We start from the raw sequence: 16,035 nt of genomic DNA on the forward strand, positions 1-16,035 counted from the left end.
TCGGGGTGCAGGCGAACGAGCTGCGACGAGCCTTCCTGGGCTACTTCGAGGAGCGGGGCCACACGGTGGTGCCGTCGGCCAGCCTCATCCCCCACGACGCCACGGTGCTGTTCACCATCGCCGGCATGGTGCCGTTCGCTCCCTTCCTGACGGGGGAGCAGCCGGCGCCCTACCCGCGTGCCACCTCGGTGCAGAAGTGCGTGCGTGCCGGCGGCAAGCAGAACGACCTGGACGAGGTGGGCCGCACCACCCGGCACCTCAGCTTCTTCGAGATGTGCGGCAACTTCAGCTTCGGCGACTACTTCAAGGACCGTGCCATCCCGTTGGCCTGGGGCTTCCTCACCGAGACGCTCGGCCTCGACCCGGAGCGCCTCTGGATCACCGTCCACGTCTCCGACGACGATGCCGAGGTCATCTGGCGCGACGACGTCGGCGTGCCCGCCGAGCGCATCCAGCGCCTCGACGAGGACAACTTCTGGCGGATGGGCGACACGGGTCCGTGCGGGCCCTGCTCGGAGATCTTCTGGGACAAGGGCCCCGAGTACGGCGCCGACGGCGGTCCGGCACTCGGTGGCGAGGAGCGCTTCGTCGAGATCTGGAACCTCGTGTTCATGCAGTTCGAGCGCCAGCCCGACGGGTCGATGGTCCCGCTGCCCAAGCCCAGCATCGACACGGGCTTCGGCCTCGAGCGGAACCTGGCGGTGCTCCAGGGGGTCGACTCGGTCTTCGACACGGACGAGCTCGCCCGTCTCATCGCTCGGGCCGCCACCCTCACCGGGGTCGCCTACGGCAGCGGCGACGCCAGCGACGTGTCCCTGCGCATCCTCGCCGAGCACGCCCGCACCATGACCTTCCTCGTCAGCGACGGGGTCTTCCCGTCCAACGAGGACCGGGGCTACGTGCTCCGGCGCATCATGCGTCGCGCCGTGCGCCACGCGTACCTCCTCGGCGTCGACGAGGTGGTCACCCCTGCCCTGGTCGACGAGGTCGTGGCCGTCATGGGCGACGACTACCCAGACCTGCGCAAGAACCACGACTTCGTGCGCGGGGTGGTCGAGCGCGAGGAGACCCGCTTCCGCCAGACCCTGAAGACGGGCTCGGTCCTGCTCGACGACGAGCTGGGCCGCCTCCCCGAGGGCGGCGTGCTCGACGGTCGGGTGGCCTTCACCCTCCACGACACCTACGGCTTCCCCCTCGAGGTCACCCAGGAGATCGCCTCCGAGCGGGGCTTCGGCGTGGACGATGCCGGCTTCGCGGTGGCCATGGACGAGCAGCGCACCCGGGCCAAGGAGTCGCGCAAGGCCGCCGGCCCGGCCAGCGGCGACGCCGACCGCTACCACGAGGTGCTCGACGAGTTCGGGCCGACCGACTTCACCGGTCGGGAGGAGTTCGAGACCACGGCTCGCGTCCTGGCCGTCACCGACGTCGCCGTCGGCGAGGACGGCGCCACCACCGCCGCGGTGTTCCTCGACCACACCCCCTTCTACGCCGAGTCCGGCGGCCAGGTGGGCGACACGGGCACCATCAGCACCGACACGGGCCGTGCCGAGGTGCTCGACACCACGTACGCACTGCCGGGGCTGCACCGCCACTCGGTGCGCATCCTCGACGGCGAGCTCAACGCCGGGCAGATGGCCACCGCGGCCATCGATGTCGACCGGCGCAACGCGATCCGCCGCAACCACACCGCCACCCACCTCCTGCACTGGGGGCTCCGCAAGGTCCTGGGGGACCACGTGAAGCAGCAGGGCTCGCTCGTCACGCCCGAGCGCCTCCGCTTCGACTTCAGCCACTACGAGGCCGTGACCCCCGAGGAGCTCGTGGCCATCGAGGACCTCGTCAACCGCGAGATCCTCGCGAACGACCCCGTGCGCCACTACGAGACCACCAAGGCCAACGCCGAGGCCGTGGGTGCCATCGCCTTCTTCGGCGACAAGTACGGCGAGATCGTCCGGGTCCTCGAGGCCGGCCGGCACTCCGTCGAGCTGTGCGGTGGCACCCACGTGCGGGCCACCGGCGACATCGGCCCGGTGAAGATCGTGTCGGAGGGCTCGATCGGCTCGAACCTGCGGCGCATCGAGGCCCTCACCGGCACGGGCCCCATCGACCGCCTCCGGCGCGAGGAGGCCGTCCTGGCCAAGGCGGCCGCGCTGCTGGGCGTGCCACCCGATGAGTTGGTGGAGGGCGTCGAGAAGCGGCTCACCGAGCTCAAGGCCACTCGCGACGAGCTGAAGGCCCTGCGGCGCCAGGCCGCCAGTGGGCGTGCCGCCGAGCTCGCCGCGGCCGCCACCAGCGGCGTGGTCGTGGCCCGGGTCGACCGCATCGGCCGAGACGATCTGCGCGACCTCGCCGTCGCCGTCCGCGACCTCGGCGTGCGCGCCGTGGTGCTGGGCGGCGCGCCCGACGACGGAGGGGTCGCCCTCGTCGCCGCGGTGACGAAGGACAGCGGCTTCGAGGCGTCCGCGCTCATCGCCGACGCCGCGAGAACGGTGAAGGGGGGCGGCGGCAAGAGCCCCGACCTCGCCGTGGCCGGGGGCAAGGACGTGGGCGCCCTCGACGAGGCCCTCGACCAGGCTCGGGCGGCCGCCGGGCTCGCTTGACCCGCGCCCCGTCATCGGGTCGGGTCCTCGGCATCGACCTCGGCCAGCGCCGCATCGGCCTGGCCATCAGCGACCCCGACCGGGCCGTGGCGTCGCCCGACCGGGTGATCATCCGATCGGGCGACGTGCCGCGTGACCGCCGGGCCATCGCCGAAGCCGCGGCCGAGTGGGAGGCGACCCTCATCGTGGTGGGTCTCCCGCTCTCCCTCGACGGCACGGACGGTCCGGCGGCCACGGCGGCGCGCGCCGAGGCAACCAAGATTGGTGAGGTCACCGGACTGCCCGTCGAGACCTACGATGAGCGCTTCACGACCGTGACCGCGCAGCGCAGCCTGGCCGAGCAGAACGTGCGTGGAAAGGACCGGCGCAAGGTGATCGACATGGTCGCCGCCGCCGTGCTCCTGCAGGCGTGGTTGGACCGACGACACCAGGAACCTCAGTGAGCAACCCCACCGACGACGGCAGCGACATCCTGGCCGAGCTCCTCGGCCCCCGCCGCGGCCGACCGGCCGAGCCGGCGCCGTCGCAACCCCGACCCCAGGCTCCGCCCCAGCCCGAGGCGCAGGCACGGCAGGGGACCCCGTCGCCGCAGGGACCGCAGCCGAGGCGGGCGCCTCGACCAGCGACCCCTGGAACGGACCCTGCGCCGAGCGACCGCTCGTCCGGGAGCGCAGGGAGCCCCGCGGCCTCGCGTGCGTCGCAGCCGGGTGGCGGCGAGCGCCCGCAGCCCCAGCGGCCGGCAGGAGGCACTGGCCAGGAGCGCATGGTCGTGCACCAGCCCCGTCGGGGGCGCGGTTGTCTCGTCGTGCTGGCCGTGCTGGTGGTGTTCGCCCTCGGCGCCGCCGGCGTCTCCGTGTGGCTGATGAAGCAGGTCGATCCAGGGTCCCCCGGGGTCGAGGTCGCCCTGACCATCCCGGAGGGCACGTCCACCAGCGGGATCGCGCAGCTCCTCGCCGCAGAGGGCGTGGTCACCAACGCGACCATCTTCGAGTACTACGTGAAGTTCCGCGGTGAGGGCACCATCCAGGCCGGCGACTACGTGCTCACCGAGAACGCCTCGATGGGCTCGACCCTGGCCGTCCTCGAGGCCGGGCCGCAGGCGCCCCCGTACGACCAGGTGACCATCCCCGAGGGCTACAGCGTGTGGAACGGGGCCGGGCTGCCGGTGCCGGGCAACACGATCGCGGCCCTCGACGAAGCGGTGGACCGCTTCACCACGGAGTCCCTCAGCACCGTGCTGCTTAGCGGCGAGCTGCGCTCGCGCTACCAGCCGGCCGACCAGGGCAACCTCGAGGGCCTGCTCTTCCCGGACACCTACCGCATCGAGGAGGAGGACACGGAAGCCGCCATCGTCCAGGCCATGATCAACCGCTTCGACCAGGTCGCCCAGGAGGCGGGCTACGACAACGCCGAGGCGGTCACCGGCCTCAGCGCCTACGAGACCATCATCGTGGCCTCGCTCGTCGAACGGGAGGCGGGCATCGACGAGGACCGTGCCAAGGTGGCGAGGGTCATCTACAACCGCCTCGCCCAGGGGATCCCCCTCGGGATCGACGCCAGCATCGCCTATGCCGTCGGTGGCGCCACGGACGGCACGCTGACCGCCTCGCAGCTCGACGTCGACTCGCCGTACAACACGCGGGAGAACGCCGGCCTCCCCCCGACGCCGATCGGCCTGCCCGGGCGGGCCTCGCTCGAGGCCGCCATGAACCCCGCCGGCGGCCCGTGGCTCTACTACGTGCTCGCCGGCCAGGACGGCCACCACTTCTTCACCGACAGCTACGACGAGTTCCTGACGGCCAAGGAAGAGTGCCAGGACCTCGGCCTGTGCTGAGCGGCGACACCCGGGTCGCCGCGGTCATCGGCCATCCGGTGCGTCACTCGCTGTCGCCGGCCATCCACAACGCCGCCTTCGCGGCGCTCGGCCTGGACTGGGCGTACGTGGCCTTCGATGTGGCACCGGGGGCCACCGCCGGCGCGGTCGAGGCCGTCCGGACCCTCGGCCTCGCCGGCCTGTCGGTGACCATGCCCCACAAGGACGGCGCCGCCCGGGCCGTCGACCGCCTCAGCGCCGACGCCGAAGCCCTCGGTGCGGTGAACTGCGTGGTGCCCCTGGCGGACGGCGAGCTGCTGGGGGAGAACACCGACGGGGCCGGGTTCCTCGATGCGCTGCGCGCCGACCAAGGCGTCTCCCCGGACGGCCGGCGTTGTGTCGTCCTCGGCGCGGGGGGCGCGGCGCGCGCCGTCGTGCTCGCCCTCGCCGGCGCCGGCGCTCGAGAGGTGATGGTGGTCAACCGGACCCCGGAGCGGGCGGCAGAAGCGGTCGCCCTGGCCGGCCCGGTCGGCCGGCTCGGTCCACCCGAGGCCGCGGCCGACGCCGAGATCGTGGTCAATGCCACCCCGGTCGGCATGGACGGCGCATCCACCCCGCTGCCGGGCGTCCACTTCGGCGGTGGGCAGGTCGTCGTCGACCTGCTGTACCACCCGCGGGTCACCCCGCTGCTCGCCGGCGCCGAGGCCGACGGAGCCACGGTGGCCAACGGACTGGGCATGCTCGTGCATCAGGCGGCCCACGCGTTCGTGCACTGGACGGGGCTCGAGGCGCCCGTGGCGGCCATGGCCGCAGGCGCGCGCCGCGGCCTCGAGGAGCGCTCTTCCCGCACACACTGAATTCTCAGCGACCTCCTGCCGATGGAAGCGGAGTCAATCCGTCGTTGGAGGTTGCTCCGTGGCACTACAGGGCACGATCGAGACGTTTGCGTTGCCCGAGGTTCTCCGCATGCTCGGCTCGGGGGCCAAGACCGGCCGCCTGCGGCTGAGCGGTGACCGGGGATCCGGCAGCGTGTGGATCGACGGCGGCAAGGTCGTCGGCGCCGAGGCCACGGGCGCCCGTGACGCCGCCGCCGCGGTGGCCGTGCTGTTCGAGCTGCTGCGCTACGGCGAGGGCTCGTTCAGCTTCGAGGCCGACGAGACCACCACGCAGCCCGGAAACCCGCAGGACATCGAGGTGCTGCTGGGTGAGGCCGAGCGCCAGCTCGAGGAGTGGCGCGAGATCGAGGCGGTCGTGCCGTCGTTGGCGGTGGGCCTCGCCCTCGTGCCCGACCTGCCCACGAGCGAGGTGGTCGTGGACCGCGTGCGCTGGAAGGCGATCGTCGCCGTTGCCGAGGGGCGCTCGGTCGCCGCCGTCGCGGACGCCTTGGAGCTCGACGAGCTCGATGCCTGCCGTCGGGCCAAGGACCTGGTGGAGGCGGGCCTGGTCGAGGTGGTCGAGCTCGAAGAGGTACTCGCGCCGGAGCCGGCCGTGCCCGAGACGCTGCCGGGGCCGACCCTCGATGACGCGCCGGCCACGGACCCGTGGGCCGAGCCGGTGGCCGTCGCCGGGCCCGGCCACGACGCCGCTCCGGGCGCAGACCTGCCCTATGCCGCCGACGAGCCCGGGCAGGGGGACCTCTCCGCGGCGGACGCCGCCTACACCGCGGCGGCCGAGCCCTACGCCACCGAGCCGTACGCCAGCGATCCGTACGCGACCGACCCCTATGCCCCCGCCAACGGGTACGGCGCGCCGTCGAGCGAGTCGGCGGCGTCGAGCGCCCGCGCCGAGCTCGACGCGATGGCCTCGGGCTTCGGCCTGGCCGACGCCGCCCCCGAGGCCCCTGCCTACGAGTCGCACTACGGAGAGGACACCGGCTCGGGACTCGCTCAGGGCTTCGGCTCCGACGGAGGAGGCGGGTTCGACCAGGGCTTCGCCTCCGACCCGAGCGAGGACCCGGCCTTCTCCTTCGCCGCCCCCGACGCTGGCGGCGACTTCGCCGGGTTCGGCTCCTTCGACAGCGCGCCCGCCGAGCCGCTCGACAGCCCGATGCCCATGGGCGGTGCGGGCGCGGCGCTCTTCGCGGACGACCTTCCCAGCGGGGGCGGCTCCGACGCCCTGTTCAGCCCCGGCACCTCGGGGTTCGAGGCCGACGACACCGGCGACGCCGCCGAAGTGGCCCGCCAGCTCGCCAACCTGAGCCCGAAGGCGGCCCGAGCGGTCGCGGCCGCGGCCCGGGCCACCACGGTCGAGGAGCGGGAGGCGGCGCTGGCCGAGGTGACCTCCGAGGGCGACGAGCCCATCAACCGGGGCCTGCTGTTGAAGTTCCTGTCCTCGGTCCAGACCTGAGCCCTCCGCGTCGCCGCACGCGGTCGCCACTACCGTGCCCGACGTGTCGGATGCCCTCGTCGTCGCGCTCTGCGTCGTCGCCGGCCTGCTGGTCGCCCCCTTCCTGACCACGCTGATCGACGAGGTCCCCCACAAGCGGCCCGTCCGCTGGCCGAGCCTGCGAGAGCACCCACCCGTCCTCTACTGGGTGCGGGCCCCGGCCGCCCCGCCGGCCTCCTCCGCTCCAGGCGACGTCGTCGACGACGAGGCGGAAGAGGTCGAGGACGAGGTCGAAGGTGCCGGCGGACCGCTGACCCGCGGCGGGGGCATCGCCGTGGAGCTCCTGACCCCGGTGCTCTTCGCGCTCGCCGGCGTCCGCTTCGGCGTCAGCGCCGTGGTGGTGCCGTTCTGCGTGCTCTTCGCCTCGCTCCTGGTCGTCTCGGTGATCGACATCGAGCACTACCGCATCCCCGACCGGATCGTGTTCCCGACCCTGGCGCTGTCGCTGCCGCTCATCGTGGTGGTGTCGCTCGGCCTCGGGCTGCCCGAGACCATCGGCTACGCGCTGGTGGGCGCCGGCACCTACTTCGCCCTGCTCTTCGTCGCCCACCTCGTGTACCCGGCCGGCATGGGCTTCGGCGACGTGAAGCTCGCCCTCGTCATGGGCCTCTTCCTCGGTTGGCTCGCGCCGGACCCCATCCGGGCGATCACCCTCGTGCTGTTCGGCCTCATGATCGGCTGCGTCGTCGGGGTCGTCGTGGGCGGCGCTCTCGCCCTCATCCGCCGGAAGAACGCGGCGTTCCCCTTCGGCCCCGCCCTGGCGGCGTCCACGGTGATCGCCGTGCTGTTCAGCAACCAGATCCTCGGGCTCGACTGAGTCGCGGCCCGGGCGGACTGGTGGGCAGGCGCTGCGCCTCCCTACCATCGGCGCGACCCCGCCGGGCCGGCGGGCTGATTCGCCGAGCTCCCGGGGGAACCCATGGCCGACACCGTGCAGGACACCGACGTGATCACCGAGCTGACGTCGTGGCTCGAGGACAACTGGGATCCCGACCTCACCGTGGGGGAGTGGTGGGACCGCCTCGGCCTCGCCGGGTGGGCCGCCCCCAACCTGCCGGCCAACGCCTACGGACGTGAGCTGTCGCGCAACGACACCGTCAAGGTCCAGGAGACCATCGCCTCGTTCGGTGCCCTCGGTGCACCCGGTGGGCTCGGCCTGATGCTGGCGGCGCCCACCATCGCCACGCACGGCACCCAGGAGCAGATCGACCTCTACGTGCGGGACATCGTCACCGGCCAGAAGGCCTGGTGCCAGCTCTTCAGCGAGCCCGGGGCGGGCTCGGACCTCGCCGGCCTCACCACGAAGGCGGTCAAGGACGGCGACGAGTGGACCGTCGAAGGCCAGAAGGTGTGGACCTCCGCCGGCCAGGTGGCCGACCTCGGCATGCTCATCGCCCGCACCGACGCCAGCGTGCCCAAGCACCAGGGCATCAGCTACTTCGCCATCGACATGCACCAGCCCGGCGTCGAGATCCGCCCCCTGCGGGAGATGACCGGCCACGCGATGTTCAACGAGGTGTTCCTCAGCGAGGCACGCGTCCACGACGACGCCCTCGTCGGCGGCCTCGGCAAGGGTTGGGCGGTGGCCAACACCACCCTCATGCACGAGCGGGCCAGCCTCGGCTCGGGCGGGGGGCACGCCGCGACGAGCGTGGCCATCCCCGGCACGGTGATGGGGCACCTCTCCCAGCGCGCCGGTGACTTCGTGCGCACCCCGGGCGGCAAGGCAAAGACCGGCCGCCGCCGCGCCGGCAACCCGTTCTCGGCCAGCGCGCAGCTGCTCATCGACCTCGCCAAGGGCAACGGCAAGAACACCGACCCGCTCGTCCGTCAGGACCTCGTGAAGCTCTACACCCTCGGTGAGCTGGGCCGGTACAACGGCCTGCGCCAGAAGGCGCTCCGCTCCCAGGGCAAGGACCTGCCCGGAGTGGGCAACATCGCCAAGCTCTCCATGAGCGAGATGATGCGGGTGTCGCGCGACCTCGGCCTGCGCATCGTGGGCCCGGCCGGCACCCTGCACGCCTACGAGGGCCAGGACGGCGACGCCGTGGTCGAGGCCACCGGCAACCCCCTCCTGCCCGTCGTCACGGGCACCGCGCTGTTCGCCCAGGGCCCCGCGATCTACGGCGGCACCGACCAGATCCAGCGCAACATCATCGGCGAGCGGGTCCTCGGGCTGCCCAAGGAGCCCAACAACGACAAGACCCTGCCGTTCAGCGAGCTGCCCAAGAACGCCTGACCCGAGGAGTTGCGGTGCCGGAGCGGAGCGGAGGCGCGCCGCGGTCGGGAGTCGGATCCCGGAGGGGTGGCGACGAAGGAGCCACAAAGCAGGTGGCAACGGACTCGGGGGTCGCGGCCCCCGGTCAGTAACCTCACGGGTGATGTTGCGCTACCTCACCGCCGGCGAATCGCACGGTCAGGCCCTCGTGGTCGTGATCGAGGGCCTGCCTGCCGGCCTGGAGCTCACCGAGGCCGACCTCCAGGTCGAGCTCGGGCGCCGGCGCCTGGGCTACGGGCGGGGCCCTCGCATGCGCTTCGAGCAGGACGAGCTGAGGCTGCTCGGCGGCATCCGCCACGGGCGCACCCTGGGGTCCCCGGTGGCCATCGAGATCGGCAACTCCGAGTGGGAGCGCAAGTGGACCGAGGAGATGTCGCCCGCCCCCGGTGAGACGGCCTCGCCGCTGACCCAGCCCCGCCCCGGCCACGCCGACCTCGCCGGCATGCAGAAGTACGGCTTCGACGACGCCCGCAACGTGCTCGAGCGGGCCTCGGCCCGTGAGACCGCGGCCCGGGTCGCCGCCGGCGCCATCGCCAAGAAGCTGCTGTCCGAACTGGGCGTGTCGATCCTGTCGCACGTCGTGGCCGTGGGGCCGGTCGAGTCCAAGTCCACCGTGCGACCCACGCCGGACGACCTCGACCGCATCGACGAGTCGCTGGTGCGCTGCAACGACCCCGACGCCGAAGCCGCGATGATCGACGAGATCAAGGCCGCGGCGAAAGACGGCGACTCCCTCGGCGGGGTCGTCGAGGTGCTGGCCTACGGCGTGCCCGTCGGCCTCGGCAGCCACGTGCACTGGGACCGCAAGCTCGACGCGTTGCTGGCCCAGGCGCTCATGAGCATCCAGGCCGTGAAGGGCGTCGAGATCGGCGAGGGCTTCGAGGTCGCCACGCGGCGCGGCAGCGCGGCCCACGACCCGATCGGCTGGGACGCCGACGACCACCGCTACGTCCGCGAGTCCGGCCTCGCCGGCGGCGTCGAGGGCGGCATCTCCACCGGCGAGGTGGTGATGGCACGGGTGGCCATGAAGCCGCTCGCCACCTTGAACCGGCCCGTCCTCAAGACGGTCGACACCGTCACCAAGGAGGAGACGGTGTCGTTCAAGGAGCGGACCGACGTCACCGCGGTGCCCGCGCTGGGCGTGGTGGCCGAGACCATGATGGCGCTCGTGCTGGCCGACGAGGCCACCCGCAAGTTCGGGGGCGACTCGGTGGCCGAGCTCGTACGCAACGCCGAGTCCTACCTGGCCCAGCTCGACGGCGGCGCCGGCACACCAGGTGCCTGAGCACGTGGTGCTCGTGGGCATGATGGGGTCGGGCAAGTCCTCGGTCGGCCGCCGGGTCGCCGAAGCCCTCGACCGGCCGCTGCTCGACACCGACACGCTGGTCGAGGAGCGCACCGGCCGCTCCGTCCGCCAGCTCTTCGAGGACGGCGGCGAGGCGGGCTTCCGCCGGGCCGAGACGGAGGCCGTCGCCGTCGCCGCCGGATGGCCCGAGCCCGCCGTGATCGCCGCCGCCGGCGGCGCCGTGCTCGCCCCGGCCAACCGTGAGGCGCTGTCCGAGGCCGGCACCGTGGTGTGGCTGTCGGCCACGGTCGCCACGCTGCTCGGACGCGTGCGCACCGGAGGCCACCGGCCCCTGCTGGGCGACGACCCCGAGCCGGTGCTGCGCCGGCTCGTGGAGGAGCGCACCCCCGTGTACGAGGCCATGGCCGACGCCGTCGTCGTCGTGGACGACCTCACCAGCGAGCAGGTGGCCGAGTGCGTGCTCGCCGCTCACCGCACCGCCACCGAGGCCCGATGACCGTGGGCGAGCTGATCACCGTGCCGGTCGACCTCGGCGACGACTCGTACGAGGTCCTCGTGGGCGACGGCGCCCGCCACCGACTCGCCTCGGTGCTGCCCGCGGGGGCCCAGCGCGCCGCGGTCGTCACCCAGGCGGGCATCGCCGTCCCGGTCGACCCCGGCATCGAGCACCGCGTCTTCACCATCGACGAAGGCGAGTCCGCCAAGAGCCTCGCCACCATCGAGCACCTGTGCCGCCAGTTCGCCCAGTGGGGGCTCACCCGCCGGGATGTCGTGGTCGCCGTGGGGGGCGGGGTCGTGACCGATGTCGGAGGCTTCGCCGCCGCGGTCTACCACCGGGGCGTGGCCGTGGTGCACGTGGCCACGACCCTCCTGGGGCAGGTGGACGCCGCCATCGGGGGCAAGACCGGGGTGAACCTCCCCGAGGGCAAGAACCTGGTCGGCGCGTTCTGGCAGCCCAGTGCGGTGCTGTGCGACACCGAGGTGCTCGAGGCGCTCCCACCCCGGGAGTACGCCAGCGGCCTCGGCGAGATGGCCAAGTACCACTTCCTCACGGGCGACGACCTCGGCGCCCTGCCCCTCGACGAGCGGGTCGCCCGCTGCGTCGCCATCAAGGCGGAGATCGTGGCGGCCGACGAGCGCGAGGGCGGGCGCCGGGCGCTGCTCAACTACGGCCACACCCTCGCCCACGCACTGGAGACGGCCGGCCACTACGACCTGCGCCACGGCGAAGCTGTCGCCCTGGGCCTGATCTTCGCGGCGCGCCTCGCCCAGCGCCTCGAGCGGGTGGACGCCGCCCGGGTGGATGAGCACGAGGCGGTCGTGGCGGCCTACGGGCTCCCGACTCGTCTCGACCCCGGCCACGACCCCGACGAACTGGTGGAGCTCATGAAGCGGGACAAGAAGGCCTTCGACGGCCTCACCTTCGCCCTCGACGGCCCTGACGGCGTCGACATCGTCGAGCGGGTCCCACCGGACGTGGTGCGGTCGGTGCTCGGCACCTGGCTCGGCGAGACGGGCGCCTGATGGCCGTCGTCGTGCTCCTGTCAGGGCCCAACCTCAACCTGCTCGGCGACCGTGAGCCGGAGATCTACGGCACCGCCACCCTCGACGACCACGTCGCCGCCGCGCACGCCCGGGCCGCCGAGCACGGTCTCGAGCTCGAGCACGTCCAGAGCAATGCTGAGGGCCCTCTCGTCGACGCGGTCCACGCGGCCCGGGGCCGCGCCGCGGCGATCATCGTCAACGCCGGCGCGCTGACCCACTACGGCTGGTCGCTCCACGATGCGCTGAGCGCCTTCGCCGGGCCCGTGGTCGAGCTGCACCTGTCCAACCCCGACCGGCGCGAGCCATGGAGACACACCTCGGTGGTCTCGCCGGTCGCCACCGGCCTGATCTCGGGCTTCGGCGGCCACGGCTACCGGCTCGCGGTGGACGCCGTGGCCGAGCTGCTGGCAGGGCCCGGTGCCTGACGCGAAGCTCGCCTCCCTGCCGGCGATGGAGGTCGCCGGCCGGCTGGGCCGGCTCCGCCCCGCCCTCGTGCCCGCCGGGTGCGACGCCCTCCTCGTCACCAGCCTGGTGAACATCCGGTACCTCACGGGGTTCACCGGATCGGCCGGGCTCCTGCTCGTCACCGCCGACGACCTGCTGTTCGTCTCCGACGGCCGGTACGCCCGGCAGGCCGCCGACCAACTGGCCGCAGCGGGTGTCGACGCCCGCATCGAGATCTCCGGGACCGGCCAGCGCGAGCTGCTCCGCGCCGCGGCCGAGGGCATCGGACGCCTCGGTCTCGAGGCGGCGGCCGTCACGTGGGCCCAGCAGCGGCGCTACGCCGACGAGTGGTTCCCCGGCGCCGAGCTGGTCGCCACCGAGGGGCTCGTCGAGTCCCTGCGCATCGTCAAGGACGAGGGCGAGGTGGCCCGCATCGAGGCGGCGGCGCACATCGCCGACACCGCGCTGGCGGAGGTGCGGCCCCTGCTGCTCGACGGCCCGACCGAGGCCGAGTTCGGCCTCGCCCTCGACACGGCCATCCGGCGCCTCGGCGCCGAGGGCACCTCGTTCGAGACCATCGTCGCCTCGGGTCCCAACGGGGCCAAGCCCCACCATCGGCCCGGTGAGCGCCACATCACGGAGGGCGACCTCGTGGTCGTCGACTTCGGGGCGCTGGTGGACGGCTACTGCTCGGACATGACCCGCACGCTCATGGTGGGCGAGCCCACCCCCACCCAGCAGCGCATGCTCGACGTCGTGGGCGCCAGCCAGCAGGCCGGCGTGGACGCGGTGGCCGCGGGCGTGGCGACCGCCGCAGTGGACGCGGCCTGTCGGCGGGTGATCGAGGACGCCGGCTGGGGCGACGCGTTCGTGCACGGCACCGGCCACGGCGTCGGCCTGCTCATCCACGAGGACCCGAGGGTGGCGGCCACGGCCACTGCTACGCTCGCACCCGGCCACGTCGTCACCGTCGAGCCCGGCGTCTACCTGCCCGAGCACGGCGGGGTGCGGGTCGAGGACACCGTCGTGGTCACCGCCGAGGGCTGCCGACCGCTCACCCTCGCGCCCAAGCGACCGCTCGTCGTCGCCTGACCGACCGCCCGACTTCCCGACTGCCTGACCGAAGGACCACCCATGGCCACCATCACCACCAACGACCTCAAGAACGGCATGAGCCTCGACCTCGACGAGGGCCTGTTCCAGGTGGTCGAGTTCCAGCACGTGAAGCCCGGCAAGGGCGGTGCCTTCGTGCGCACCACGCTCAAGAACGTGCGCAACGGCGCCGTGGTCGACAAGACCTTCCGGGCCGGGGAGAAGGTCGAGCGGGCCATCATCGACAAGCGCGAGATGCAGTTCCTCTACCGCGAGGGCGACGACTACGTCTTCATGGACAACCAGTCCTACGAGCAGGTCAACGTGACGAGCGCCGCCCTGGGCGACGCCGCCAACTACCTCATCGAGGGCAACGCCGCCGTGCTGCAGATGTACGGCGACGAGATCGTCGGCGTCGACCTGCCCGCCGCGGTCGAGCTGGCCATCGCCGAGACGGAGCCCGGCATCCAGGGTGACCGTGTGTCGGGGGCGCGCAAGCCCGCCACGCTCGAGACCGGCCTCATCGTCCAGGTCCCGCTCTTCGTGGGCCCGGGTGACCGCGTCAAGGTGGACACCCGCACGGGCGACTACCTCAGCCGCGCCTGAGCCGACCGACACCCTCGCGCCCATGACCGTCGCCGGAAGTCGCCGCGAGGCGCGCGAGCGTGCCCTGGCCCTGCTCTACGAAGCCGAGGCCAAGGCGGACACTCCGGCCGAGGTCGTGGCCGCCCTGCCCATCGAGCCCGACGCCTACGCCGAGCGCCTCGTCCTGGGGGTGGGGGAGCACGGCGGGGCCATCGACGGCCTCATCCGCCGCTACGCCCGGGGCTGGAAGCTCGAACGCATGCCGGCCATCGACCGCGCCGTGCTGCGCGTCGCCATCTACGAGCTCCTGTTCGAGCCCGGCGTCCCGACCGCCGCCGTGGTGTCCGAGGCGGTGGAGTTGGCGTCGGAGTACTCCACGGACGAGTCCGGTCGTTTCGTGAACGGCCTGCTCGCCCGCATCGCCGGCGAAGTGCGCGACGGCGACGGCGTGCCGCTCGAGTGGGTGCCCGACGAGGAGGAGCTCGACGACGAGGAGCTCGACGAGTGGATCGACGAGGATCTCCCGGCCGGTGAGGTACCGGCGGCCGGGGAGGATCGCGACGCCGACGCCGAGCCCGAGCCGGCGCCCGAGCCCGAGTCGGAGACCGAGGTCGAGCCTGCAGTCGAGCCCGAGCCCGAGTCGGAGACCGAGGTCGAGCCCGAGCCCGAGCCCCAGCCGGCGCCTGAGCCCGCGGCCGCAGTTGAGCCCGAGTCGGCGCCTGAGCCCGAGCCGGCGCCGCCGGCCGCCGACGTGGGGCAGCGGCCGCCGCTGCCGCTCCCGCAGCCCCCGTTGGGCGACGGGGTCGTGCGCCTGCGTTCCTGGCAGGCCGCCGACGCTCCCGCCCTGGTCGCGGCGTGGGCCGATCCGGCCGTGGCCCGTTGGAGCGCGCCCCCGGCGGCGCGCTCGCTGGTGGATGCCCGACGGTGGATCGACGGCACCCCCCGGCTGCGCGAGCGGGGCCTGTCCCTCGATCTCGTCGTCGCCGGGATCGGGGCCCGCCCCGAGGTGCTCGGCGAGGTCGGTCTGGCGGCGTTCGACGACGAGGGCGGCGCGCAGATCGGCTACTGGATCGCGGCACCCCACCGCGGCAAGGGGCATGCCACCCGGGCGGTGCGCCTCGTCACGTCCTGGGCGGTGCGCGACCTCGGGCTCCATCGGGTGGTGGCGGAGGTCGACCCGGTCAACCGGGCGTCGGTGGGCGTCGTGCGCCGCGCCGGTTTCCGGGCCGAGTCGCCCAGCCGGTGGGTCTTCCCGGCGTAACCGGGCGAGATCTCGGAACGGCCGCCCCCGACCCGGACGCGGCGGCCCGCGCGACTGCTACGGTGCACTCCTGACCGTGAATCGGGTCCCGTGAGGCCCGAACGGACAGAGGAGACGTCGCTTGGCTGAACGCGAACGCCGCATCACGCCCCCCTACGGGGGCGTTTTTGTTGCCCGGGCACGGGTGATGGAAGCCGACGACATCCGCCGGGCGATCTGGCGGATGGCCCACGAGGTCATCGAGCGCAACCAGGGCGTCGACGAGACGGTGGTCATCGGCCTCCAGACCGGCGGGGTGGCGCTCGCCGACGCGTTGGCCAAGGCGCTCCACGACGTCGGCGAGGACGACGACGCGCCGCCGGTGCCGATGGGCACCCTCGACGTGGCCTTCTACCGCGACGACATCGGGCTGCGCCCGGTGCTCCCCGAGGCGGTCACCGACATCCCCTTCGACATCACGGGCAAGTACGTCGTCCTGGTCGACGACGTGCTCTTCACCGGCCGCACCATCCGGGCGGCCCTCGATGCGCTCACGGACTACGGCCGCCCCCGGGCCATCCAACTGGCGGTGATGATCGACCGGGGCCACCGTGAGTTGCCCATCCGCCCGGACTACGTGGGCAAGAACCTGCCGACCCGCCGCGACGAGGTGGTCGACGTCACCCCCGACGGGGTCGACATCGGGGAGATGCGGAAGTGACCCGGCCGTCGTGTGCCCGAGCGGTG

The 16,035-nt window shown here is 73.1% G+C and carries 15 protein-coding genes; all 15 read left to right on the forward strand.

Going from position 1 to position 16,035, the window contains the following annotated elements:
- The first annotated feature begins 5 nt into the window (after positions 1-5).
- On the forward strand, positions 6-2,600 hold the full coding sequence (alaS, locus tag JNK12_24195; protein MBL8779049.1) for an alanine--tRNA ligase: 2,595 nt from the start codon (positions 6-8) through the stop codon (positions 2,598-2,600).
- A complete protein-coding gene (gene ruvX / locus JNK12_24200; GenBank protein MBL8779050.1) occupies positions 2,597-3,043 on the forward strand; it encodes a Holliday junction resolvase RuvX in 447 nt (148 codons plus the stop codon). Before alaS ends, ruvX begins: the two co-directional genes overlap by 4 nt.
- 326 nt (positions 3,044-3,369) lie before the next feature.
- Entirely contained in the window at positions 3,370-4,434 is a 1,065-nt protein-coding gene (gene mltG / locus JNK12_24205; GenBank protein MBL8779051.1) for an endolytic transglycosylase MltG, read from the forward strand.
- On the forward strand, positions 4,428-5,270 hold the full coding sequence (locus JNK12_24210) for a shikimate dehydrogenase (protein MBL8779052.1): 843 nt from the start codon (positions 4,428-4,430) through the stop codon (positions 5,268-5,270). Before mltG ends, JNK12_24210 begins: the two co-directional genes overlap by 7 nt.
- Positions 5,271-5,361: 91 nt before the next feature.
- Positions 5,362-6,759 (forward strand): DUF4388 domain-containing protein, encoded by a 1,398-nt coding sequence (locus JNK12_24215; GenBank protein ID MBL8779053.1) that lies wholly within the window; start codon positions 5,362-5,364, stop codon positions 6,757-6,759.
- A 43-nt stretch (positions 6,760-6,802) separates the two neighbouring features.
- A complete protein-coding gene (locus JNK12_24220; protein MBL8779054.1) occupies positions 6,803-7,615 on the forward strand; it encodes a prepilin peptidase in 813 nt (270 codons plus the stop codon).
- A 102-nt stretch (positions 7,616-7,717) separates the two neighbouring features.
- The gene (locus JNK12_24225; protein ID MBL8779055.1) at positions 7,718-9,037 is read left to right on the forward strand and encodes an acyl-CoA dehydrogenase family protein; all 1,320 of its coding nucleotides are present in this window, start codon (positions 7,718-7,720) and stop codon (positions 9,035-9,037) included.
- A gap of 142 nt (positions 9,038-9,179) precedes the next feature.
- Positions 9,180-10,361: a chorismate synthase gene (gene aroC, locus JNK12_24230; GenBank protein ID MBL8779056.1), complete on the forward strand. Its 1,182-nt coding sequence runs from the start codon at positions 9,180-9,182 to the stop codon at positions 10,359-10,361.
- Entirely contained in the window at positions 10,354-10,878 is a 525-nt protein-coding gene (locus tag JNK12_24235; protein ID MBL8779057.1) for a hypothetical protein, read from the forward strand. The genes aroC and JNK12_24235 overlap by 8 nt, the downstream gene beginning before the upstream one ends.
- Complete coding sequence (locus tag JNK12_24240; GenBank protein MBL8779058.1) at positions 10,875-11,906, forward strand: 3-dehydroquinate synthase; 1,032 nt, start codon at positions 10,875-10,877, stop codon at positions 11,904-11,906. Before JNK12_24235 ends, JNK12_24240 begins: the two co-directional genes overlap by 4 nt.
- A complete protein-coding gene (locus tag JNK12_24245) occupies positions 11,906-12,352 on the forward strand; it encodes a 3-dehydroquinate dehydratase (GenBank protein ID MBL8779059.1) in 447 nt (148 codons plus the stop codon). Before JNK12_24240 ends, JNK12_24245 begins: the two co-directional genes overlap by 1 nt.
- Complete coding sequence (locus tag JNK12_24250) at positions 12,345-13,463, forward strand: aminopeptidase P family protein (protein ID MBL8779060.1); 1,119 nt, start codon at positions 12,345-12,347, stop codon at positions 13,461-13,463. The genes JNK12_24245 and JNK12_24250 overlap by 8 nt, the downstream gene beginning before the upstream one ends.
- 42 nt (positions 13,464-13,505) lie before the next feature.
- On the forward strand, positions 13,506-14,069 hold the full coding sequence (gene efp / locus JNK12_24255; GenBank protein MBL8779061.1) for an elongation factor P: 564 nt from the start codon (positions 13,506-13,508) through the stop codon (positions 14,067-14,069).
- A 22-nt stretch (positions 14,070-14,091) separates the two neighbouring features.
- Positions 14,092-15,309, forward strand: coding sequence for a transcription antitermination factor NusB (gene nusB / locus JNK12_24260; protein ID MBL8779062.1), 1,218 nt, complete (start codon positions 14,092-14,094; stop codon positions 15,307-15,309).
- A gap of 187 nt (positions 15,310-15,496) precedes the next feature.
- Positions 15,497-16,009 (forward strand): bifunctional pyr operon transcriptional regulator/uracil phosphoribosyltransferase PyrR, encoded by a 513-nt coding sequence (pyrR, locus tag JNK12_24265; GenBank protein ID MBL8779063.1) that lies wholly within the window; start codon positions 15,497-15,499, stop codon positions 16,007-16,009.
- The last annotated feature ends 26 nt before the right edge of the window (positions 16,010-16,035 follow it).

Source organism: Acidimicrobiales bacterium, assembly GCA_016794585.1.
Taxonomy (GTDB): domain Bacteria; phylum Actinomycetota; class Acidimicrobiia; order Acidimicrobiales; family DATDAH01; genus JAEUJM01.

Excerpts from the sequence above, each read along its gene's own strand:
- JNK12_24225 (MBL8779055.1), top strand. The coding sequence starts at position 7,718 with ATGGCCGACACCGTGCAGGACACCGACGTGATCACCGAGCTGACGTCG.
- aroC (MBL8779056.1), top strand. The coding sequence starts at position 9,180 with ATGTTGCGCTACCTCACCGCCGGCGAATCGCACGGTCAGGCCCTCGTG.
- JNK12_24240 (MBL8779058.1), top strand. The coding sequence starts at position 10,875 with ATGACCGTGGGCGAGCTGATCACCGTGCCGGTCGACCTCGGCGACGAC.
- JNK12_24245 (MBL8779059.1), top strand. The coding sequence starts at position 11,906 with ATGGCCGTCGTCGTGCTCCTGTCAGGGCCCAACCTCAACCTGCTCGGC.
- efp (MBL8779061.1), top strand. The coding sequence starts at position 13,506 with ATGGCCACCATCACCACCAACGACCTCAAGAACGGCATGAGCCTCGAC.
- nusB (MBL8779062.1), top strand. The coding sequence starts at position 14,092 with ATGACCGTCGCCGGAAGTCGCCGCGAGGCGCGCGAGCGTGCCCTGGCC.
- pyrR (MBL8779063.1), top strand. The coding sequence starts at position 15,497 with ATGGAAGCCGACGACATCCGCCGGGCGATCTGGCGGATGGCCCACGAG.